Here is a 22,102-nt window from a genome sequence, read left to right as displayed (position 1 = left end):
GTCAGGCTGCCTCGCTGTCGTCGTCCAGTTCACCGTCATAGGGATCCGCGTCTTCCTCTACAGGCTCGGCTTCAGCCAGTCCGACCGGTGCCCATGCCGCTCGAGGTTCTGCGCCATCCGTGAATGTGTCTGATGTGGTACGCGGGTGGATGCCCAGGTCTGTCAAGCGTTTCCACAGAGGGGCCAGGGCATCTTCCGGCGAGAGAGCAAAGGCGCTGCTGCGTACGCGCCAAAAGGTCCAGCCGGCGCGGCGCAGTTCTCGTTCCCGCTCCGCATCGTCGTGGATCTGTTGCCTCGTGGAGTGGTGGGGACTTCCGTCACACTCCACGGCGAGACGTCCGTGGCCCCCGGTGACGACAAGGTCGATGCGCTTGCCGTTGACTTCCCATTGCGGCACTACGTCGTAGCCACGTTCCTTGATGCGTAGGTAGACGCGTTGCTCAAAGAGCGAGTCGAAGGGGGCGCATAGCTGGTCTGGGGTGACGTTGGCCGGCTGACGGGCGTGAGTATAGGGCGGGGGCGGGTTTTGCATGTAGGTGAGCAGGGAACGACGCAGGTCTTTGCTGCTCAGTTGGTCGACGGTCATCGAGTGGAAGAGCCACATCTGGTCGCGAGCTCGGCTGGCTGCGACATTGAAGCGCCGTTCATGGCTGCGACCAGTTGCCGCGATGACGTTGGCGCCGTCCACGACCATGGAGAGCAGGATGACGTCGCGTTGATCGCCTTGGAATTCCTCAGGAGTACCGACCAGGATGTTGTGGCGCTCGCGAGCGGGCATGTCGATGCGCAGGTCGACGAGGTCTTGTACGAGCCGGGTCTGGGCACCTTGGCGCAAAATGATGACGCCTATGCTGCGGTCGGCATAGGTCGGGTCTTGCGTGAGGCGGCAGAGCTGGTAAACGACTGCTTCTGCTTCGGGGCGGTTGATCAGCTTGTCTCTGCGTCCTTCACAGTGGCCTTCTGGTACGTGGACGACTTTAAGCGGGGGGAGCCGGTCCGAGCCGTGCTGACGCAGCAGGATGAGCTCGTTGTCGGGGTAGAATTGCATGGAGGACCACTTGATAATCTCGGGCATGCAGCGAAAGTGTTCGGTGAGACGGACCACTTCGGTGAAGCGCGAGGAAAGCAGCTCGTACAGGTTGGATTTTGGGTCGAAGCCCTCGCGCTGCCAGGGTTCAAGTGCAACCATGCGTTCATCGAAAATTTGAGTGATCCGGTCGTGCTTGCTGCCTGTGTAGTAGGGCGCGCACTGGCGGTCGTCCCCGACGACAATGATCCGCGGGGCGAGCCACAGCAGCAGAAGGCCGTTCAGACCAACCTGGCTAGCTTCGTCGACGATCACAACATCGAAGGAGTCTGGTTCCGGACTGATCGTCTCGGCTACCTGCCTGAGTGGCATGATCCATGCGGGGACCGCGCCCTGAGCTGTCTGCATGGCTGAGCGCGCGTGTCGTTGGTGGCGTTTTCCGTAGTCCGTTGTCCCTTGGCCGGCATTGGCTATGGCGCTGGCGTAAGCGGCCAGGGCTTGTTTGTGTTTCGTGGTCATGCGGCTCACGCAGTGCAGGGCCGCTCGGTCGCACACGAGGCTTGCTACCAGGTCGTGGAGCCTGCCTTCGATCTGCGCCAGCTCCCCTTCAAGCTGCTCTTCACGGCCGGGGAGGAGAACGGTGTCGAGGAAGTCCTGTGCTTGCCGCCAAGCCCACGCGTGGGGGAAAGCAGCGAATCGGTCACGCCAGTGCCCTGGGAGGGGGTCGGAGGCGAAGACCTGTGCCAACTCAGTGTGGGCTTCGCTCAGGCGCTGGAACAGTTTCCCTGTCTCTCGACGGTCCGCTTCACGCTGGTACGCCAGCGTCAGTGCTTGCAGTGCGTTGGCATAGGCCTGGGCGTCGCGGGCAGCTACGGCATCAGCTGCCTGGCGAAGCTCCTGAACGCCTTGAGATTGTGGCTGAGGAAGGCTGGTGAGAAGCTCATTGAGCTGGCGGCCTGCTGCTTTGACCCGTAGCAAATTCCGCGCCTGTGCGGTGGCTCGTCGGACGTTCTGCCACTGATCAATTGTGGTGACAGGTACTGGGATACCGTTGGTGAGCAGCCTCGTGTGGACTTGGCGGATTGCCGCGACGCAGCAGTCGATGGCCTGCAGCAAGGAGGCCCTGTCCAGGAGTTCGGAGAACTGTAACTCTGGTGTATTCTTCTCGACTTCCCATCCGACTCCTGCCCAGCGGCTGCGCAAAGTACGGATATGGGAGCGCATCTCCAGATGGCTCACCACCGCGGTGACTTGCTCTCGGTTGGCGGGTGCCATGCCTTCGACTCTGCATTGTTCGAGTAGGATCCGGGCTTGTTTGAGAACAGCTGGCCGGGGCCATCGTTTTTTCAGTTGACCGTTTTCCAGGAGGTACTTCTCAACGTCTCGGCTGCTTACCAGTAGTTCTCGTTCTTCGCCTTCGGGTAGCTGGGGCACTTCCACATTTAGGAAGGAGGCGTTCGCGATCTCTTGTTGGGTCTTTTGGGCTCGCTGTGAGGCGTTGCGGATGCTGTCCCACATCTGTTGCGAGCGTCGTGCGATGCCGTCCTCAAGCGCGCGAGTGGGCCAGGTCTTCCCTTGCCACGCTGCAGGGTCTGCGGACAGCCCCAGGCCCTGAAGGGCCTGCTGGGCTTGCTCCAGTAGGCCTTCCGTCACCGCAAGCTCCACGTCACCGTGTTCGGCCAGGGCTTGGGCTAGTGGCGTTACGGGCTCCGATCCGAGGGCTTTGTTAGCTGCCTCTATGTCCCTGATGCGGCCTGAGACGTCTTCGGGGTCGGGCAAGGTAGCTGGATCGGGGCAGTACTGAATTTGAGCATCGAGGATTTCTGGGCCGTGCTGGGTCACCAGCAGCCATAGCCGCTGAGCCTCTTCAGTATCCAAAGGTGGCAGCTGCCCTGGCTGTGCAGGCAGCGGCGGCAGCCACTGGTAGTCAGCATTGCCCCGCTCGGCTGCCTGCACAATCTCGTCGAGGCGGCCGCGGTATCCCAGTGCGATCTCGGGATGCTCATACCACTCGACTTCCCGTACCGCTCTCAGGCGTTCTCGCAGCTTGGCCCGTTCAGCCAAAAGTTGGTGCCGTTGAGCCTGCTGGGTCTCAATGCGCTGCTGAAGCCGCTCAGTGTTCGTGGTCGCGCTCAGGTGGGCCAGCGCTCCGAGCGACTGGCGCAGATCGGAGCTGCCGCCCTGCCACTGATCGCGCTGGAGCACGCACATGCTGCGCAGGTTGGGCGGCAGATGGTCGATCAGTACCTTGAGAGCCTGTCCCTTTTCGCTGGTGACCAAGACTCTCTTGCCATCCGCGAGGAGCGCCGCGATGAGATTGCTGATCGTGTGGGTCTTTCCGGTGCCTGGAGGGCCTTGGACTACCACGCTGGTGTCATGCTGCAGTCTGTCCAGCACGTCCATCTGGGCCGCATTGGTGAGCATGGGGAACAACGGTTCCGGGCCCAGTGCCGGAGGGACGGGACCCTTACTACTCCCCCAGGCGGTGCGTTGCTTGGGTTCGAGGTCGTACAGCAGCTGCGCCAGTCCCAAGGGTGCCTGCGCTCCGGGATGCTTCAAGACTCGCGCGATACTTTCGAAGAAGCCAAGTACCGAGCGCTGGCCATGTTCGCGCAGGATGATCGCCGGCGCATGATGCAGTGACCGTGTCTGCGGGTCGGCGGTGAGGTCAGGGTGCCCGCTGCCGGAGTCAAACGGAAGTGTTCGCTCGACACCGAAGGCACGCTGGGCCCATGAGCGCACGGCCTCTGACGCCCGGTCTGACAAAGGGTGGAAGGCGGCTTCCTCCACCTCAGAGCGTACGACTCCCAGCAGTTCCGAGGTGTAGCCATCGGACTCGCTGAGAAACTCGGCATCCTCCAGGCGACCTGACTGACCCGGCACCAAAGACACCGTGACGTTGACCGAGTTTGGATCAACCGTAAGGGTGACAGGAACCGTCACAATGTGCCTGCGCACCCGAGCCGAAGCTCGTTCGGCTCCTACTTGCAGGAGGCCTACGGCCAGGACGGTTTCGAAGGAGTCACCGTCCTGCTGGATCTTCTTGGCAATCCGATACAGCTGCTGGTGCAGACGGCGGTGCGATGCAGCAGCTAGCTCTTCCTGCGCCCACCGTTTCCATCGGCCGGCCCAGCCCTCGTATGCCTTACGCACATCTGAGCTGCCGACATCCAATGCCTTCGGATCCTCGGCCTCGTCAGCGAAGGCGTCTGTCTGTTCACTGAACATTGCCGTGTCGTCGAGCAGCTCGGGAGGCTCCGCGGCGGCGGCCGCGGCGGCCTCGACCGATACGCGTCCCTGCAGAACCGCCGGCAACCGGGGCGCGCCCAGGGGTGGACGGTGCTTCACCACCATGATGCGGGAGTCAGCGTCCTTCACGCGCCGGACGAGTCCCTCTGGAACATCTGCAAGCCACACTATTTCGGGGTACTTGCTGCAGTTCCTGACAGGCCGGTGGGCGCCTCGCACCAGCTCCTGAAGACAGTCGACCAACACGCGCGTGTCATGGACAGCCTTGGGATCGCTGCCATCGCGTACTGCCGGGCGTACCATCACATCCCCCAAACGCCCGCCACCGTGGCAAGCCTTCCAGAGTCCATGAGCGCTACGAGTTAGGCAATGTGGCAGACCTCAGCCACGACGTTTTCCAGACAGGCAGCGGATCACTGCCCGACGCGGTTGGCCACGCCTGATGTAGCAGGGCGGGCGGCTACCACAGGAGCACGCCGAGCACGAACGCGAGAATTCACCCTGGCCTCCAGGGTCACCCCTTCTCCGGCTCCGGGCCCGTACCCGCATCCGTCCGCAGCTTCATCACTGGCAAGTTCGCCCACTTCGCCCGCATCGACATTCCCGTGTCATACGTGACCAAATGCACCGACCCGGCCGCGATCGTGTGTACGGCAAGGGCCCGGTCCACGATCTCGTCGTCCTCGTCCGGCAGCCGCACATGTCCCGGGTTGTCGAAGAGCACCTCGACCTTCACCCGTCCCAAGCGCTCATTGCCATCCAGGAGCCGGTCCAGCACCGCAAGGCTGTACCCGGCCCGCCACCGGACCTGCTTGTCCCTCGACTCCTTCAGCCGGTCAAGCTCGTCGACAACCACCATCGGCACCGTCACCCGAACCGCTTCAGCTCCAGCGCCCGCAAGCATAAAGAAGTCAGTGTCCTCCAGCTTCGTCTCATGCTTGATGAACACACTGGTGTCGAGCACAAGCACGGAAGTCATAGCTGGCCAACGCTGCATCTGCCCCTGGAAAGCGTCCACCGCCGCGTCCAGAGCAACTACGCGCTCCCTAACCTCGTTGGCAAGGAACCCGTTCACCAACCGCTGCTGGTCACTGCCTGCTAGATGCCCCACACCATCCAACAGGGACTGGTACATCCGAGTCCTGATCAGACGATCGATGTCGCTCGCACTGATCTGGTCGCCCAATAGGCGCAGGGAATCGTTGGCCCACTCCAGGTAAGCCAGGAGACGGCCCTAGGCCGAGCTGTGGTGCTGCGAGTCCAGGTTTCCCATAGCAACAGAGACGGATCGCAGAGCGCTGAGCACGTTGTCCCGGTGGGTTCCGGGTATCGGGGTGACGATCATCAGCGGATGATGTCAGGCCGACCCCTGCGCTGCAGGACTTTACGGGTACCCCAACCCGACACCAGGAGCATAGAACCGCTTTCCGGCTGTACGTGTGCTCCCAGTTGTCTACGTTGCTGACCCTCGACTCAGCCAACATCGACAACTGCTGCGGCCGGTCTCCGCAACGTGAAGATCCTCTACTCCGAGCCCATGCCACTCTGGACACTCAAGAGCCCGACCCGACGACCGCAGTACGGCTTTAACGGCGGCTCCTACCCCCGATACTCCTCCAGCAGCCGCAGCCAGATCTCACTGATCGTCGGATACGCGGGCACCGCGTGCCAGAGGCGTTCGATCGGGACCTCGCCGACGACCGCGATGGTCGCCGAGTGGAGCATCTCGCCGACCCCCGGGCCGACGAAGGTGACGCCGAGGAGGATCTCGCGGTCCAGGTCCACGATCATCCGGGCGCGGCCCCGGTATCCGTCGGCGTAGAGGCCCGCGCCCGCCACCGAGGCGATGTCGTAGTCAACGGCCCGGACGCGGTGGCCCGCGGCCTCGGCCTCCGCGAGGGAGAGGCCGACGGCCGCGGCCTCCGGGTCGGTGAAGACGACCTGGGGGACGGCCGCGTGGTCGGCGGTCGCGGCGTGGGCGCCCCAGCGGTCGGTCTCCAACAGCGGGACGCCCTGGGCGCGTGCCGCAATGGCCGCTGCCGCGATCCGGGCCTGGTACTTGCCCTGGTGGGTGAGGAGGGCGCGGTGGTTCACATCGCCGACCCCGTAGAGCCAGCCGTGGCCCTCGACCCGGCAACTGTCGTCGACGGGCAGCCAGGAGCCGGGCTCCAGGCCCACCGTCTCCAGGCCGATGCCCTCGGTGCGGGGGGCCCGGCCAGTGGCGAAGAGGACCTCGTCGGCCTCGATCCGTTCGCCGTCGTCGAGCACCACGGTGACCGGTCCGGTGCCCCCGTCGCGCTCCACCGCGGCCACGGAAGTGTTCTGGCGGATCACGGCCCCGGCCTCGGTCAGGGCGTCGGCGACCTGTTCGCCGACGAACGGCTCCATCCGGGGGAGCAGTCCCGCGTTCCCGCGCACGAGCAGGGTGACCTGGGAGCCGAGCGCCCGCCAGGCGGTGGCCATCTCGACGCCGACCACTCCCCCGCCGACGACCACGAGCCGGCCCGGCACCCGCTGGGCGCTGGTGGCCTCCCGGCTGGTCCAGGGCTTCGCGTCGGCCAGCCCCGGCAGCTCGGGCAGGACCGCGCGGCTACCGGTGCACACGGCCACGGCGTGTCGTGCGGTGAGCACATGGCGTGTGCCGTCGGGGCCGTCGACCACGACCTTCCGCGGGCCGTCGAGTCTGCCCCGGCCCCGGTAGAGGTCGGCGCCGGTCGACTCCAGCCAGGAGACCTGGCCGTCGTCCTTCCAATGGGAGGTGTAGTCGTCCCGGTGGGCCAGTACGGCCTCGGCGTCGAGCGGTCCCTGGACCGACTGGCGCAGGCCGGGGGTTCGGCGGGCGTCCGCGCGGGCGATCACCGGGCGCAGTAGCGCCTTGCTGGGCATGCACGCCCAGTACGAGCATTCCCCACCGACCAGTTCACTTTCGACGACCGCGGTACTCAGGCCCAGGGACCGCAGGCGGTCCGCCACGTTCTCCCCGGTCGGGCCGGCGCCCAGCACCACGACGTCGTACTCCACAGCAGCTTCCGTCATAGGGACAGTCTGGTCCCGGGTGTGCCTCCTGGCCACACGGGCAGGGGGAGGAATAGCGACGCCCCGGACACGGTTGTGCGGGGCGAGTCCACCGGACATCAGGGAGAGGTAACACGTCATGAGCACTGTTGAGCTCACCAAGGAGAACTTCGATCAGGTCGTTTCCGACAACGACTTCGTACTGATCGATTTCTGGGCGTCGTGGTGCGGCCCCTGCAGGCAGTTCGCCCCCGTCTACGAGGGAGCCGCCGAGCGCCACCCCGACCTCGTCTTCGCGAAGGTCGACACGGAGGCCCAGCAGGAGCTCGCTTCGGCGTTCGAGATCCAGTCCATCCCCACGCTGATGATCGTCCGTGAGAACGTGGCGGTCTTCGCGCAGCCGGGCGCACTGCCCGAGGCCGCGCTGGAGGATGTGATCGGCCAGGCCCGTGCGCTGGACATGGACGAGGTACGCAACTCGATCAAGGCGGCCGAGGCCGCTGCGGCCCAGGGTGAGGGCCCAGCACAGCCCTGATCTCATACGACCGGCCCGGTGCCCCTGCCTCCGTGCGGGGGCACGGCCGTGTCGGCGATCCGTACGGTGAGGCCGTAGTCCAGTTCGGCACCGTCCACGAGCAGTGCCTCGACCGTGCGGGTCTCGGGGTCGATGTCGGCGACCATGCCCGCGCCCGCGTAACGCGGGTAGCCGGAGGCCCCGGTCTCACCCGTGGCCGCCACCACGGCGGAGCGGATCGCGGCCCGTGTCGGCGACGGCAGGGTGTCCTCGCCCTCGACGTGCTCGGGCACCAGCAGGATCTCGAAGCGCTCCGGGGCGGTGTCCGTGTGTCTGTTGCGGCTCATGTCAGCGACGCTAGGCAGGCTCCGCCCCGCCCGCATCCCAGGAGCGCGGTGACTCTTGATCATCGGAGCTGCTCTTGATCGTCGGAGCTGATGAGGTGCGCGGGGCCCGCGCGGCGGCAGTCGTCAATGCGGGAGGGGAGCGGGGGAAGCCGAGCGCCCCGTACGGGCCAGGAGGGGGCCGGCAGGACCCGTGGGCAGGCATCGCAGCCCCTGGCTCGCGCGGAATCAGCTTGATTCGCGGGGGATCGCCCTGACACCCATCAGCTCGTGCGTCTCCGGCGCACCGTCCGGATCCCGCACCGCGCGGTCCACAAGGTCGGCGAGGCGTCGTCCGGTCACCATATCGACACGCACCGTGCTCAGCCGGGGCCTGAGCAGTCTGCCCAGCAACAGGTCGTCCGCCCCGATCACCGCGGTCTCGCCCGGCACGTCGACGCCCCGGTCCTGCAGGGCGCGCATCAGCAGCATGGCGTAGTCGTCGTTGTAGGCGTAGACGGCGTCGAGGCCGAGCCCCCGCCAGCGCGCGGCGACGGCCGCCGCCGCCTCCTCGTCGTACGACAGCGGTAGGGGTTCGATCCGCGCACCGGTGCCGGCCGCGGCCCGTCGGGCGCCTTCGATGCGGGCCTCGGACAGCAGGTCCGGTCCGGCCTCGCGGGGCATGACGACCCCGATGGCGCGCCGGCCGCGCTCGATCAGGTGGGTGACGGCGCAGCTCCCGACCGCGCGCTGGTCCATGACCAGGGAGTGCGCGCCTTCCACCGGCCGGGGAGCGAGGGTGATGACGGCTCGGGCGCCGGAGCGTTTGAGTACGGCGACGCCGTGCGGGCTGAGCCCGGCGACGCCGAGCGAGACGACCGCCACGGGGCGCAGCTCGGCCCAGGCGCGGGCCGCGTCGTCGCCGCCGAGGCCGAGGCTGCCGTACTGCACGACGGTGTAGTCGAGTCCGCGCAGCGCCCGCTGGAGTTCGTTGAGGAACCGCTGGTGGAGTGGGCCGGCCGGGAAGGCGGCCGTGGGCAACAGGACCATCCGGGTGTGCCCGGCCCGCAGACTGCGGGCCGCGGCGTGGGGCACGTACCCCAGTTCCTCGGCTGCCTCCCGGACCCGGCGGCGGGTGGGCTCGCTGATCCGCACCGACGAGGTGTTGTTGAGGACGTACGAGACGGTGGCCCGGGAAACCCCCGCCAATCGGGCGACATCGGCACTCGTGGGAACGGAGCGCGCTGCGGACTGCTTGGGTGGCTGGCTCATCGCCCGGCGATCCTGCCAGAGCGCCCCCGGGCGCCGGCCGTCGAATGGCCGGATCCGCACACCCCCTGTCCGGGCGATCTTCACCGCGTCATGCTGGTGCGGACAGCCATCCGTACCGAAAGGCATCGACGTGCGGCTTCACACCACCACCTGGGGCGCGGGCGACCGCCTCGCACTCCTGGTCCACGGCATCATGGCCGACCACCGCACCTGGCGGCGAGTGGGCCCCGCGCTCGCCGAGCGGGGTTACCGGGTGCTCGCCGTCGACCTGCGCGGTCACGGCGCGAGCGGCCGGGCCGACTCCTATGCGACGCGCTCGTACGCCGACGATCTGGTGGAGACCCTGCCGGGCGGCGCCGAGGTGGCGATCGGTCACTCGCTCGGCGCGCTGACGCTCTCCCTGGCGGTACGGGAACTGGCACCCCGGCGCGCGGTGTACGCGGATCCGGTCTGGTACCTGCCGGACGGTGCCGCCGGCTATCGGCCCGAACTGTTCACCCGGGCGAAGAGGTTCACCCGGGAGCAGATCCGGACGGCCAATCCCGGCTGGGACGAAGTCGATGTGGACATCGAAGTGGAGTCCGTCGCGGCGTGGGACGAGGCGACGGCCCATGGGCTGATGGACATCACCGGGAAGGACCTGCTGCCGGCAGGTCCTGTGGTGCCGTCGCTGGTGCCGATCGCCGATCCGAGCTCCTTGGTCCCGCAGAAGCGGGCCGCGCTGCTCAGCGAGCGCGGATTCGAGGTCCGTAAGGTCACGGGCGCCGGGCACACCATCCACCGCGATGACTTCGACGGATTCATGGCGTCCCTGGAGGGCTGGATCTGAGCCGTAGCGGCGCTTCGGGCCGGTGCGTTCTACCGTGGAACGGTGACGACCTCCCCCGGCGCGTCAGGCGCCGCCGACGACTTCGAGCAGCCCGGCCGTACGGGACCGACGGCCACCACCGACGCCGATGCCTCGACCGTGGGGGCGGTCCGCACCTCGTACGCCCCCGACCGTGACGGCGCTCCCGATCCGGGCGAGATCGTCTGGACCTCGGTGCCGTTCGAGGAGAACGACGGGCGGAGCAAGGACCGGCCGGTGCTGATCGTCGCCCGGGAGGCGGCGGGCACCCTGCTGGCGGTGCGCCTCTCCAGCAAACGTCATGATCTGGACCGTGACTGGGTGCCGATCGGGGCCGGGGAGTGGGACCGGGAGGGACGGGCGTCCTGGGTCGACCTGGACCGGGTGCTGCGGGTGCACGAGGCGGGGATGCGGCGGGAGGCGTGCGCGCTGGACCGGGCCCGCTTCGACGTGGTCGTCGGGCGACTGCGGGAACGGTACGGCTGGAGCTGAGGCGGTACGGCAGGAACCGAGGCGGTACGGCTGGAGCTGAGGCGGTACGGCTCGCCGAGCCGTCGACCGCGACCGCACCGCACCGCACCGGCGCCGTACCGCCCACCGAGCAAAAGACCTCGTGGAAGACCCCGCGGGGGCCACGGACAGGCCCCCCCGGCGGGCGGCACCCGAACGGTCGACCGCTCCCCCGGTGACCTGTCCGTGGCCCCCCGCCGGCTGAGAAGAAACCTCCTGGGCGGCCGGGGAACACACCGCCCGCGTGCGCTCACGCACGCACAGCCGGTGACCTGCGGCGGGCGACCGGTGCGCCGGGGGACGCCCAGGCCGGGCCGGGGGTGCCGCGCCCCGGGGCACTCTTGTGCGAACCCGCGAGGGTGGCTTTAGGTTGGCAGAGTGCCTTCAACAGGCATGGGACAGGAGCCGATCATGTGTCCACCTGATGCCGGCGAGTACGACCGGCCCATCAAGGAAGCGGAGGCGGAGGACCTCCTGCGCTGTATCTGCTTCAAGAACGGCCCGCCCCGCACCCTGGGCGTGGAGTTGGAATGGCTCGTCCACGAACAGCGCGACCCGGAGCGCCCCGTCCCGGCCGACCGTCTCACGGCCGCCCACCACCAGGTGCGTTCCCTGCCTCTGAAGTCGGCTCTGACCTTCGAGCCCGGTGGCCAGTTGGAGCTCAGCTCGCTCCCCGCCACCTCTCTGATGGAGTGTGTGGACTCCGTCTCGGCCGATCTGGAAGCCGTGCGCACCGCGCTCCGGCCGACCGGTCTCACCCTCACCGGACTGGGGCTCGACCCCTGGCAGCCGCCCCGCAGGGTGCTCCACGAACCCCGCTACGACGCCATGGAGGCGTATCTGGACCGGACCGGGCCGTCCGGTCGGGCCATGATGTGCAGTTCCGCCTCGGTCCAGGTCTGTCTGGACGCCGGTGTCGAGGAGCCGGGGCCGTTGGGGTACGGCCGGCGCTGGCAGCTCGCCCATCTGCTGGGCGCGGTGCTGACCGCCGCCTTCGCCAACTCCCCCGCCCGGTCCGGCCGCTGGACCGGTTGGCGTTCGACCCGGCAGGCGGTCTGGGCCGATCTGGACGCCGTACGGCCGGTCTCACCACCCCTGGACCGGGAGCCCCGCGCGGCCTGGACGGCGCACGCCCTGGACGCGCCGGTGATGTGTGTGCGGATGGACGACGAGCCGTGGATACGGCCCGAGGCGCTCTCCTTCCGTGCCTGGCTGCGCTCCGGCGCCCCGCGCCCGCCGACCCGGCGGGATCTCGACTACCACCTGACCACCCTCTTCCCGCCCGTACGGCCACGCGGCCACCTCGAACTGCGCATGATCGACGCGCAGCCGGGCGAGCACGGCTGGGTGGTGCCGCTCGCGGTCACCGCCGCACTCTTCGACGATCCCGAGGCGGCGGAGACGGTCTACCGGACGGTCAAACCCCTAGCGGAGTACGCGGGTTCGCTGCCCGCGCCGACCAATCCGCTCTGGGTCGGCGCGGCCCGGTGGGGTCTGGCCGATCCGGAGCTGCACGCGGCGGCCGTGAGCTGTTTCTCCCTCGCCCTGGAGGCGCTGCCCCGCATAGGCGCGTCCGCCGAGGTGTGCGCGGCCGTGGCCGGCTTCACCGAACGCCATGTGCTGCCGGGGCGTTGCCCCGCCGACGATCTGCGCCTGCCGTCGCTGGGGCGGAATCCCGGCGCGCTCGGGCAGTCCCCGGGGATACGGGGGCCGGGGGTACGAGGGCCAGGTTCCGGCGTACGGAGGCGAGGACACGGCTCCGGCCCGCTGGAGTCCTTGACGGGCCCGTGGGACGGGCGGGCCGGCACGGGCACCCGGGATCCCGGCGTACGCGGACCGGATCCGGCCGCCCATGGACGGAGCCGGAGCCCGGACGGGCCGGCGCGTCGTACGAACACCTCCGACGAGGTCCGGGACCGATCCGGGAACGCGTCGGGTGACCTCGGGAAGGAGTCGGGCTCATGACCGAGGACCTCCGGCTGCGCGCCCTGGAAGCGCTGATCGCCGCACGGGCCCGTACCGAGACGCTCACTGACTGCGTCGACGACCACGAGCTGACCGCCCAGCACTCACCGCTGATGTCCCCGCTCGTCTGGGACCTGGCGCACATCGGCAATCAGGAGGAGCAGTGGCTACTGCGCACGGTCGGCGGGCGGGCGGCCCTGCGACCGGAGATCGACTCCGTCTACGACGCCTTCGAGCATCCACGCGCCGCGCGCCCCTCGCTGCCCCTGCTCGCCCCGGCCGAGGCACGGGGGTACGCGTCCGACGTGCGCGGCCGGGTCCTGGACATCCTCGACACCACCGCGCTGGAGGGCGACCCGCTGGTCGACGCGGCCTTCGCCTTCGGCATGATCGCCCAGCACGAGCAGCAGCACGACGAGACGATGCTCATCACCCACCAGCTCCGCGGCGGACCGGCCGCGCTGACCGCACCGGAGCCCCCGGGGGACGGCGACCGGGACCTGCCGGCCGATGTGCTCGTCCCCGGCGGCCCCTTCACCATGGGGACATCGGCCGAACCGTGGGCACTGGACAATGAACGGCCCGCGCACCAGCGGACCCTCGCGGCGTTCCGTATCGACACCACGCCGGTGACCTGCGGCGCCTATCTCGCCTTCATCGAGGACGGCGGCTACCGGGACCCCCGCTGGTGGGCGCCCGAAGGGTTCGAACAGCTCACCCAGCACGCCATCACCGCGCCGCTGTTCTGGCGGCGGGAGGGCGGGCAGTGGCTGCGCCGCCGCTTCGGGGTGACGGAGCCGGTGCCGGCCGACGAGCCGGTCCTCCATGTGAGCTGGTACGAGGCGGACGCCTACGCCCGGTGGGCGGGACGGCGGCTGCCCACGGAGGCCGAGTGGGAGAAGGCGGCCCGCCACGATCCGGCCGCGGACCGCTCCCGCCGCTTCCCCTGGGGCGACGCCGACCCCACCCCCGTACACGCCAATCTCGGACAGCGCCACCTACGGCCCGCCGCGGCCGGCAGCTATCCGGACGGCGAGTCCGCGTACGGGGTCCGGCAACTGATCGGCGATGTCTGGGAGTGGACGTCCAGCGACTTCCTGCCCTATCCGGGCTTCGTCGCCTTTCCGTACCGCGAATACTCGGAGGTGTTCTTCGGTCCCGCGCACAAGGTGCTGCGCGGCGGGTCGTTCGGCGTCGGTACGGTCGCCGTCCGGGGCACCTTCCGCAACTGGGACCTGCCGGTGCGGCGGCAGATCTTCGCCGGGTTCCGTACCGCGCGGGACGCCGCGCCACAGGAAGTCCCGCCACGGGGAGGTGCGGCCTGATGTGCCGGCACATCGCTTCCATCGGTGCGCCGATCCCGCTCGGTGAGCTGCTGGTGGCCCCGGCGCACGGGCTGTTCCGGCAGTCCTGGGCACCGCGCCGGCAGCGCAACGGGACGGTCAACGCGGACGGATTCGGAGTCGGCTGGTACGCCGACGGCGATCCGGTGCCCGCGCGCTACCGGCGCGCGGGCCCCATCTGGGCCGATCTCTCCTTCGCCGATCTCGCGCGGGTGGTGCGCGCCGGGGCGTTCCTGGCCGCGGTGCGCGACGCCACCGTGGCGGGCGCCGACGGCGAGGCGGCGGCGGCGCCGTTCGCCTCCGGCCCCTGGCTCTTCAGCCACAACGGCGCCGCGGGCGGCTGGCCCGGCTCGCTCGCGCCACTCGCCCGGACGCTGCCCACGGCGGAGCTCCTCTCCCTGGAGGCGCGCTGTGACTCGGCGTTGCTGTGGGCGCTGGTGCTGCGCCGGCTGCGCGACGGCGACGAACTGGGCCAGGCGCTCGGCGACACGGTCCGCGAGGCGGCGTCGGCGGCCCCGGACTCCCGGTTCAACTTCCTGCTCACCGACGGTCTGGCCATCGCGGCGACCGCCTGGGGCGACTCCCTGTGGTGGCTCGCCGACCCCGGCCGCCGGGTGGTCGTGGCCTCGGAGCCGTACGACGATGATCCCCGCTGGTGCGAGGTGCCGGACCGGACCCTGTTGATCGCCACCCGTACCGATGTTCTCCTCTCCCCGCTCAAGGAGTCCCCCGCGTGAGCCCGTTCCTGCTGACCCGCACCCTGCCCGAGGACACCGCCGGTGCCGACCTGCGCGCCGATGTGCTGGCCGGACTGACCCGTACGGCCAAGGAACTGCCGCCCAAATGGTTCTACGACGCCAGGGGCAGCGAGCTGTTCGAGGAGATCACCCGACTGCCGGACTACTACCCCACCCGCGCCGAGCGGGAAATCCTGATCGCCCGCGCGCCCGACATCGCCGCCGCGACCGGGGCGCGCACCCTGGTGGAGCTGGGTTCGGGCTCCTCCGAGAAGACCCGGCACCTATTGGACGCACTGCCCGCGCTGCACAGCTATGTGCCGGTCGATGTGAGTGAGAGCGCGCTGACGGGCGCGGCGGAGGCGCTGTTGGCGGAGCGTCCCGGGCTGCATGTGCACGCACTGATCGCCGATTTCACCCGGGGTCTCGCCCTGCCGGGGTCGCCGGGGCCGCGGCTGGTCGCGTTCCTCGGCGGCACCATCGGCAATCTGCTGCCCGCCGAGCGGGCGCTCTTCCTGCGCTCGGTCCGGGCCCTGCTGGAACCCGGCGACGCGCTGCTATTGGGGACGGATCTGGTGAAGAACGAGGAGGTGCTGGTGCGGGCGTACGACGATGCGACGGGGGTGACGGCCGCGTTCAACAAGAACGTGCTCAACGTCCTGGCCCGGGAGCTGGACGCGGATGTCGACCCCGCCGACTTCGACCATGTGGCGCTGTGGGATCCGGAGCGGGAGTGGATCGAGATGCGGTTGCGGGCCCGTTCCGCGCTGACCGTGAAGATCCCGGAGCTGGATCTGGTGGTGCCCTTCGAGGAGGGCGAGGAGTTGCGGACGGAGGTGTCGGCGAAGTTCCGTCGGGAGGGGGTGCGGGGGGAGCTGGCCGACGCCGGTCTTGACCTGACCGAATGGTGGACGGACGCGGCGGGCCGGTTCGCGCTCTCGCTGGCGACTGTCGGGCCCTGACCGCCGGAGCGGTGCGGCCCGGCCGCTGACGGCCGGACGTGCACATGAGGGCGGCCCGTCCCCGGGAGATCCGGGGACGGGCCGCCCGGTGCGCGGCTCGCTCAGAGGGGATGGGGCGCAGCGGATCGGATCGGGGCGGATCCGCTGCGGTCCGCCGGTCCCGTGCCACCCGATCTGATCTGATCTGATCTGACCCGTCGCCAGCAGGATCGGCCCGGGGCTCAGCCCGGGGCGAGGATCGAGGTGATGCTCTCCGACGCCTGCCGTGCGGCGCGCGCGGCCTCGCCGCCCTGGAGGACGATCGTCATGAAGGGCTTGATCGGGTTGTCGACCTCGACATTGGCCCACTTGGGAGAGTTCGGGGTCGCCCTGCTCCCCTTGGCCGCCGCGCCCTTCGCCATCGCCGAGGTGCCCTCGCGCCCCTGGATGACGCTGGTGAGGGTCTTCTTGTTGGGCACGTAGTCCATCGTCCGGGCCAGGTCCGTCTGCCAACGCTCGCTCGCGAGCGCCTTGACGACCTCGACGGCGGCACCGCGCTGGGCCGCCTTCGTCGGAATGATCAGGTCCGAGCCACCGGTGAAGACCGCGCCGGGCTTGTTCTCCGACTTGCCCGGTATCGGGAAGTAGCCGAGCTTGCCCTTGAGCTTCGGGTTGGCCTCCTCGATGACGCCCGCGGCGCCGGGCTTGTCGATGAGCTGGGCGACATTGCCCTTGGCGAAGACGTTCGCCTGCGGCGGCGTCCGCTCGTCGCCGTTCTTCGGGCCCTTGCCGAGCGCCTGGATCTCCTTGTAGAAGTCCAGGCCGCGCAGGGCGGCCTTGGTGTGCAGCGTGCCCTCCCAGGCACCGCCGCGCTCGACGGCGAGTTCGCCGCCCTCTTCCCATATGAAGCCCGCCAGCGTGTACCAGTCCTGACCGGCGAGGTAGATGCCCTGGTTACCGCCGTCGTTGAGCTTCTCAGTGGTCTCCAGCCACTCCTCCCGGGACTTGGGGGGCTTGACTCCGGCGGCCTCGAAGAGGTCCTTGTTGTAGATGACGACGCGGTTGGCGGCGTACCACGGAATGCCGTACTGCGAGCCGTTGATGTTGCCCGGCTGGGCGAGACCCTCCAGCCAGTCCTCGCTGCCGAGGTCCCGTACGGACTCCAGGGTGAGGTCCATCAGGGCGTCGCTCTCGGCGTACTGGGCGACCTGTGTGTTGCCGACCTCGATGATGTCGGGCGTCTCCTCCGTGCCCTCCAGGGCGGCGTTGACCTTCTTGCCGATGCCGGTCCACTCCTGGAAGGTCACCTCCAGCTTCACGGAGGGGTGGTCCTTCTCGTACTGCTGGGTGAAGCGCTTGAGGAAGTCGTCGGAGACGCTGTCCTTCATCAGCCAGATCCGGAGGGTCGTGGTGTCGGACCCAGAGCCCGGCATGAGGCCGCAGCCGGTGAGCGCGAAGGCGCACACCAGTGCGACGAACGGGGGGAGAGGGCGGATATTCACAGCGTTCACCTTCGAGGGCATGGAAACGTGTACCCGATGGGGGGAAGCGCGCTCCAGGCTCGCACGGGTTGGCTGGATTTTGGTATGTACCAAACTGCCGGTCAAGCCCTGGTAATCGCCGCCTCGCGCACCGCCTCCTGGTGGGGCACGGTGGAGAGCATGTGGAGAGAGTGTAGCGAGAGGAGTTCGACCACATGTCCAATCACACTTATCGGGTCACCGAGATCGTCGGCACCTCCACCGATGGAGTTGATCAAGCCATTCGAAATGGCATCAGCAGAGCGAGCCAGAAGCTGAGGGGTCTTGACTGGTTCGAGGTGACCCAGGTGCGTGGCCAGATCACCGATGGAGCGGTCGAGCACTACCAGGTGGGGCTGAAGGTCGGCTTCCGCCTGGAGGACGGCGACTGACCCCGCCGCGCGGCCCCCGGCCGGGGAAACCACCGGGCGGGGGCGGGGGGCCGCGCGGGCCGGTCGGCCTTACCGGGACCGGAATTCAGGGTTCCGGAGACGGCTCGGAACCCCCGCGGCCGGGGGGTCTGGTCAGCGGTTCTCAGGTACGGCCGTCCCGCTCCTGCGCCTCCTTCATCGCCTCGGTCGCGGCCTCCGCCGCCCAGGTCGCCCGGACGACCCGGAAGCCCGCCCGCCGCGCCTCCGCACAGACCAGTTCGTCGTCGTCCACCAGCATCCGGATCTCCCGGTCCCGGTTCAGCCGGCGCAGAACCTCCAGTTTCGTGATGCGGGCGGGCCGGCGATCGGCGTTCCGTCGCATGAACAACTTCCCCTCGGGAAGACCCTGCCCGGCGAGCCACTCGACGGTGTCCTGCCGACAGCGTTCGGGCCTTCCTGTGAGATAGACGACTTCGCACTCCCCCGCCGCCTCCCGGCAGAGCGCCACCCCCTTCGGCAGCGGCGGGTCGTGGGGCGCGGCGTCGAAGAACGCCTCCCAGTCACGCGGCCGGCGCTCCAAGAAACCCTGGCGGTGCGCGGAGTCGGCGAGCGTTCCATCGAGGTCGAAGACGGCCATCGGCCTGCTGTTCGAAGTCACATGCTCAGCCTAGGGAGTGTGTTCGGGAATCGTGGCGCGGCGTGCGTGTTGATCCAGGTGTGACCTCCGTACTCGCGGCGACGCCGCTGTCCGTGCTCGACCGCTCCCGCATCCGCGAGGGGCAGGACGCGGCGACCAGCCTGCGCGACACGGTTCGGTTCGCCCAGCAGGTGGAGGCGCTGGGGTACCACCGCTTCTGGGTCGCCGAGCACCACGGGGTGCCGGGGGTGGCGGGCTCGGCGCCGACCGTGCTGGCGGCAGCCGTAGCCGCCGCGACCTCGGTGATCAGGGTGGGCACGGGCGGGGTGATGCTCCCCAACCACCGGCCGCTGGTGGTGGCCGAGCAGTTCGGGGTGCTCGAATCGCTCCACCCCGGCCGGATCGACATGGGCATCGGGCGTTCGGTGGGCTTCACGGACGGGGTGCGCCGGGCGCTGGGCCGGGAGGAGAACGGCGCGGAGGACTTCGCGGGGCTGCTGGCGGAGCTGCTGGAGTGGTTCTCGGGCGGCGGGACCGCGTACCCGGGAGTACGGGCCCGACCCGCCGATGGGCTACGGGTCCCCCCGTACGTCCTGGCCACCGGCGAGGGCGCGGCTGTCGCGGCGGCGGCCGGTGTGCCGCTGGTCATCGGCGCCTTCCGGGGCCACGACCGGATGCTGGCGGCCATCGACGGCTACCGGAGCGCGTTCCGGCCCTCACGGTGGTCCGACCGGCCGTATGTGATCTTCTCGGGCACCGTCGCGGTCGCGGCCACGGAGGAGGCGGCGCACCGGCTGCTGATACCCGAGGCATGGTCGATGGCGTACTCCCGGACGCACGGCGACTTTCCCCCGCTGGCGTCGCCCGAGCGGATCGAGGGGCTGACGATGACGGCCCGGGAGCGGGAGTTCTACGAGGCGGGGCTGCGCGGCCACATCGCGGGGACGGAAGAGGGGGTGGCGCGGGCCCTGGCGGCGGTGATCGCGGACACCGGGGCGGATGAGGTGCTGGTCACGACCAGCACCTACGACCGAGCGGCGCTGCTGGACTCGTACGGGAGGCTCGCGGGGCTCGCCGGGCTCGGACCGACGGCGGGGCCCGGGGCGGGCCGGCGCGGCTGAGGGTGGCGAGCCCCCGGGCACCGGGATTCCGGTCGTCCGACGCCTTGCACCAGCCCGACCGAGGCTGTCGCGGCCCGGTCGTCCGGCGCCCTGACCACCGGGTCCGAGCGCCGCCACGCCCGGTCGTCCGACGGCTTGGACCACCGGGTCCGAGCCGTCACCACCTGGTCGTCCGACAGCCTGAAGCACCGGGTCCGAGCCGTCACCGCCCGGTCGTCCGACAGCCTGAAGCAGCGGGTCCGGGACGGCGCCAAGAGACCTCCGCCGCGCCCCTGACCAGGGTCGACACCTAGAATCAGGCAATATGCACAGCCCTCACGACCGCTTCGTCCGCGTACGGGACGCCCGGGAGCACAATCTCCGCGGTGTCGATGTCGACATCCCGCGCGACGCCCTGGTCGTCTTCACCGGTGTCTCGGGATCGGGCAAGTCCTCGCTCGCCTTCGGCACCATCTACGCCGAGGCCCAGCGGCGCTACTTCGAATCGGTCGCCCCCTACGCCCGGCGGCTGATCCACCAGGTGGGCGCGCCGAAGGTCGGGGAGATCTCCGGGCTGCCGCCCGCGGTCTCGCTGGAGCAGCGCCGGTCGTCCCCCACCTCGCGCTCCTCGGTCGGCACCGTCACCACGCTCTCCAACTCCCTGCGGATGCTGTACTCCCGGGCCGGCGACTACCCCGCGGGCGCTGACCGGCTGGACTCGGACGCCTTCTCGCCGAACACGGCGGCCGGTGCCTGCCCCGAGTGCCACGGTCTGGGCCGCGTCCACCACACCACCGAGGAGCTGCTCGTCCCCGACCCCTCGCTGTCGATCCGGGAGGGCGCCGTCGCCGCCTGGCCGGGCGCGTGGCAGGGCAAGAATCTGCGCGATGTGCTGGACGCGCTGGGACACGACGTCGACCGGCCGTGGCGCGAGCTGGCGCCCGAGGACCGGGAGTGGATCCTCTTCACCGACGAACAGCCGGTGGTGACCGTCCATCCGGTACGGGACGCGGGCCGCATCCAGCGCCCGTACCAGGGCACCTACATGAGCGCCCGGCGCTATGTGCTGCACACCTTCGCCGACTCCCGGAGCACCGCGCTCCGGGCCCGTGCGGAGCGCTTCCTGACGAGCGCGCCCTGCCCGCTCTGTGCGGGCGGCAGGCTGCGGCCGGAGTCGCTGGCGGTGACCTTCGCGGGCCGGACGATCGCGGAGCTGGCCGCGCTGCCGCTCACCGCGCTCGCCGAGGTGCTCCGCTCCGCCGACGGCGATGGGACCACCCGGGTGCTGACGGCCGATCTGCTGGCCCGGATCGCCACCGTCACCGAACTCGGACTCGGCTATCTCGCCCTGGACCGTGCCGCGCCCACGCTCTCCAACGGCGAGTTGCAACGGTTGCGACTGGCGACCCAGCTCAGGTCCGGGCTCTTCGGTGTGGTGTACGTCCTGGACGAGCCGTCGGCGGGGCTGCACCCCGCCGATACCGAGGCGCTGCTGGTGGTCCTGGAGCGGCTGAAGGCGGCCGGCAATTCGGTGTTCGTGGTGGAGCACATGCTGGATGTGGTGCGGGACGCGGACTGGATCGTCGATGTGGGACCCCTGGCGGGTGAGCACGGCGGCCGGGTGCTGCACAGCGGTCCGGTCGCGGAGCTGGCCGGGGTGGTGGAGTCGGCGACCCGCCGTTTCCTCTTCGACCGCGCGCCGGTACGGGCCGGGGCGGTGCGGGAACCCGCCGGCTGGCTGGGGGTCGGTCCGGTCACCCGGCACAATCTGCGGGAGGTGACGGCCCGGTTGCCGCTCGGGGTGCTGACCGCCGTCACCGGCGTCTCGGGGTCCGGCAAGTCGACCCTGATCGGGGAGATCACGGCCGGGCTGCCGGGGGTGGGACGGCTGGTGACCGTGGACCAGAAGCCCATCGGCCGGACGCCCCGGTCCAATCTCGCGACGTACACGGGTCTCTTCGACGTGGTACGGAAGCTCTTCACCGCCACCGATGAGGCGCGGGCCCGTGGCTACCGGGCGGGCAGGTTCTCCTTCAATGTGGCGGGCGGACGGTGCGAGACCTGTCAGGGCGAGGGTTTCGTCTCGGTGGAGCTGCTCTTCCTGCCCAGTACGTACGCGCCCTGCCCGGACTGTCACGGCGCCCGCTACAACCCCGAGACGCTGGGCGTACGGTACGCGGGGCGGCACATCGCCGAGGTGTTGGATCTGACGGTCGAGGCGGCGGCGGAGTTCTTCGCGGATGTGCCGGCCGCGTCCCGGAGCCTGGGCGCACTGCTCGACGTGGGGCTCGAGTATCTGCGGCTGGGACAGCCGGCGACCGAGCTGTCGGGCGGTGAGGCGCAGCGGATCAAGCTGGCGACCGAGTTGCAGCGGCTGCGCCGCGACCACACCCTCTACGTCCTGGACGAGCCGACGACCGGTCTGCACCCCGCCGATGTGGAGGTGTTGGTCCGCCAGTTGCACGGGCTGGTCGACGCGGGGCATTCGGTGGTGGTCGTGGAGCACGACATGGATGTGGTCGCGGGCGCGGACTGGGTGATCGACCTCGGCCCTGGCGGGGGCGACGAGGGCGGTCGGATCGTGGCGGCCGGCCCCCCGGCCGAGGTGGCGTCGGCGGCCGGGAGCCGTACTTCGCCCTATCTGGCGCGGCGGCTGGGCGGCTGAGGCGTTTCTCAGGGCAGGTCTGACGGTGGCCCCCGGCTCGGTGGCCACCGTCAGGGCGTCCGCGGG

At 69.6% G+C, this 22,102-nt stretch carries 16 protein-coding genes and 1 pseudogene; 10 read left to right on the top strand and 7 right to left on the bottom strand.

Annotated features, from left to right (window positions below):
• Nucleotide 1: 1 nt before the first annotated feature.
• The 3 genes from ACH4S7_RS33435 to ACH4S7_RS33425 all read right to left on the bottom strand — a co-directional run bounded on the left by ACH4S7_RS33435 (nt 2) and on the right by ACH4S7_RS33425 (nt 7,312).
• Nucleotides 2-4,405, bottom strand: a complete 4,404-nt coding sequence (locus ACH4S7_RS33435; protein WP_398525135.1) for an AAA domain-containing protein — start codon at nt 4,403-4,405, stop codon at nt 2-4.
• 385 nt (nt 4,406-4,790) lie between these two features.
• Nucleotides 4,791-5,462: a PIN domain-containing protein gene (locus ACH4S7_RS33430; RefSeq protein WP_398525134.1), complete on the bottom strand. Its 672-nt coding sequence runs from the start codon at nt 5,460-5,462 to the stop codon at nt 4,791-4,793.
• Between the two features lie 413 nt (nt 5,463-5,875).
• Entirely contained in the window at nt 5,876-7,312 is a 1,437-nt protein-coding gene (locus ACH4S7_RS33425; RefSeq protein WP_398525133.1) for a dihydrolipoyl dehydrogenase family protein, read from the bottom strand.
• Nucleotides 7,313-7,430: 118 nt separating this feature from the next.
• On the opposite strand from ACH4S7_RS33425, the gene trxA reads away from it, so the two are divergent.
• The gene (gene trxA, locus ACH4S7_RS33420) at nt 7,431-7,826 is read left to right on the top strand and encodes a thioredoxin (RefSeq protein WP_398525132.1); all 396 of its coding nucleotides are present in this window, start codon (nt 7,431-7,433) and stop codon (nt 7,824-7,826) included.
• Nucleotides 7,827-7,828: 2 nt separating this feature from the next.
• Here trxA and ACH4S7_RS33415 read toward each other — a convergent pair whose 3' ends face one another.
• Together ACH4S7_RS33415 and ACH4S7_RS33410 are read right to left on the bottom strand one after the other, a co-directional pair.
• On the bottom strand, nt 7,829-8,152 hold the full coding sequence (locus tag ACH4S7_RS33415) for a hypothetical protein (protein WP_398525131.1): 324 nt from the start codon (nt 8,150-8,152) through the stop codon (nt 7,829-7,831).
• A gap of 225 nt (nt 8,153-8,377) precedes the next feature.
• A complete protein-coding gene (locus tag ACH4S7_RS33410; protein WP_398525130.1) occupies nt 8,378-9,400 on the bottom strand; it encodes a LacI family DNA-binding transcriptional regulator in 1,023 nt (340 codons plus the stop codon).
• A 130-nt stretch (nt 9,401-9,530) separates the two neighbouring features.
• Between ACH4S7_RS33410 and ACH4S7_RS33405 the strand changes: the two genes are divergently transcribed.
• The 6 genes and pseudogenes from ACH4S7_RS33405 to egtD all read left to right on the top strand — a co-directional run bounded on the left by ACH4S7_RS33405 (nt 9,531) and on the right by egtD (nt 15,764).
• Nucleotides 9,531-10,229 carry an alpha/beta fold hydrolase gene (locus ACH4S7_RS33405; RefSeq protein WP_398525129.1) on the top strand — a complete coding sequence of 233 codons (699 nt, stop codon included), beginning with the start codon at nt 9,531-9,533 and terminating at the stop codon, nt 10,227-10,229.
• A 42-nt stretch (nt 10,230-10,271) separates the two neighbouring features.
• A complete protein-coding gene (locus ACH4S7_RS33400; RefSeq protein WP_398525128.1) occupies nt 10,272-10,739 on the top strand; it encodes a type II toxin-antitoxin system PemK/MazF family toxin in 468 nt (155 codons plus the stop codon).
• Nucleotides 10,740-11,168: 429 nt separating this feature from the next.
• Nucleotides 11,169-12,431 (top strand): annotated as a pseudogene (gene egtA / locus ACH4S7_RS33395) (ergothioneine biosynthesis glutamate--cysteine ligase EgtA); the annotation flags it as partial.
• A gap of 287 nt (nt 12,432-12,718) precedes the next feature.
• Nucleotides 12,719-14,047 (top strand): ergothioneine biosynthesis protein EgtB, encoded by a 1,329-nt coding sequence (gene egtB, locus ACH4S7_RS33390; protein ID WP_398525127.1) that lies wholly within the window; start codon nt 12,719-12,721, stop codon nt 14,045-14,047.
• Nucleotides 14,047-14,802: an ergothioneine biosynthesis protein EgtC gene (gene egtC, locus ACH4S7_RS33385; protein WP_398525126.1), complete on the top strand. Its 756-nt coding sequence runs from the start codon at nt 14,047-14,049 to the stop codon at nt 14,800-14,802. Before egtB ends, egtC begins: the two co-directional genes overlap by 1 nt.
• A complete protein-coding gene (gene egtD, locus ACH4S7_RS33380) occupies nt 14,799-15,764 on the top strand; it encodes an L-histidine N(alpha)-methyltransferase (protein ID WP_398525125.1) in 966 nt (321 codons plus the stop codon). Before egtC ends, egtD begins: the two co-directional genes overlap by 4 nt.
• A 221-nt stretch (nt 15,765-15,985) precedes the next feature.
• Here the strand turns inward: egtD and ACH4S7_RS33375 are convergent, their stop codons facing one another.
• On the bottom strand, nt 15,986-17,245 hold the full coding sequence (locus ACH4S7_RS33375; protein ID WP_398525124.1) for an extracellular solute-binding protein: 1,260 nt from the start codon (nt 17,243-17,245) through the stop codon (nt 15,986-15,988).
• Between the two features lie 194 nt (nt 17,246-17,439).
• Between ACH4S7_RS33375 and ACH4S7_RS33370 the strand changes: the two genes are divergently transcribed.
• A complete protein-coding gene (locus ACH4S7_RS33370) occupies nt 17,440-17,655 on the top strand; it encodes a dodecin (RefSeq protein WP_398525123.1) in 216 nt (71 codons plus the stop codon).
• Between the two features lie 142 nt (nt 17,656-17,797).
• Here ACH4S7_RS33370 and ACH4S7_RS33365 read toward each other — a convergent pair whose 3' ends face one another.
• A complete protein-coding gene (locus ACH4S7_RS33365) occupies nt 17,798-18,292 on the bottom strand; it encodes a hypothetical protein (RefSeq protein ID WP_398525122.1) in 495 nt (164 codons plus the stop codon).
• A gap of 59 nt (nt 18,293-18,351) precedes the next feature.
• Here ACH4S7_RS33365 and ACH4S7_RS33360 point away from each other — a divergent pair, with 59 nt between their 5' ends.
• Together ACH4S7_RS33360 and ACH4S7_RS33355 are read left to right on the top strand one after the other, a co-directional pair.
• On the top strand, nt 18,352-19,392 hold the full coding sequence (locus ACH4S7_RS33360; RefSeq protein ID WP_398525171.1) for an MsnO8 family LLM class oxidoreductase: 1,041 nt from the start codon (nt 18,352-18,354) through the stop codon (nt 19,390-19,392).
• 304 nt (nt 19,393-19,696) lie between these two features.
• A complete protein-coding gene (locus ACH4S7_RS33355; protein WP_398525121.1) occupies nt 19,697-22,036 on the top strand; it encodes an ATP-binding cassette domain-containing protein in 2,340 nt (779 codons plus the stop codon).
• Nucleotides 22,037-22,102: the final 66 nt, after the last annotated feature.

The organism is Streptomyces sp. NPDC020965 (assembly GCF_044333555.1).
Classification (GTDB): Bacteria; Actinomycetota; Actinomycetes; order Streptomycetales; family Streptomycetaceae; genus Streptomyces.
Note: the sequence above shows the minus strand (reverse complement) of the source record. Positions and strands in the feature narration are given on the sequence as shown.

Bases quoted from the DNA above. Each gene is read 5' to 3' on its own strand.
- trxA (WP_398525132.1), top strand. From the start codon at position 7,431: ATGAGCACTGTTGAGCTCACCAAGGAGAACTTCGATCAGGTCGTTTCC.
- ACH4S7_RS33410 (WP_398525130.1), bottom strand. From the start codon at position 9,400: ATGAGCCAGCCACCCAAGCAGTCCGCAGCGCGCTCCGTTCCCACGAGT.
- ACH4S7_RS33370 (WP_398525123.1), top strand. From the start codon at position 17,440: ATGTCCAATCACACTTATCGGGTCACCGAGATCGTCGGCACCTCCACC.
- ACH4S7_RS33415 (WP_398525131.1), bottom strand. From the start codon at position 8,152: ATGAGCCGCAACAGACACACGGACACCGCCCCGGAGCGCTTCGAGATC.
- egtC (WP_398525126.1), top strand. From the start codon at position 14,047: ATGTGCCGGCACATCGCTTCCATCGGTGCGCCGATCCCGCTCGGTGAG.
- ACH4S7_RS33355 (WP_398525121.1), top strand. From the start codon at position 19,697: ATGCACAGCCCTCACGACCGCTTCGTCCGCGTACGGGACGCCCGGGAG.
- ACH4S7_RS33425 (WP_398525133.1), bottom strand. From the start codon at position 7,312: ATGACGGAAGCTGCTGTGGAGTACGACGTCGTGGTGCTGGGCGCCGGC.
- egtB (WP_398525127.1), top strand. From the start codon at position 12,719: ATGACCGAGGACCTCCGGCTGCGCGCCCTGGAAGCGCTGATCGCCGCA.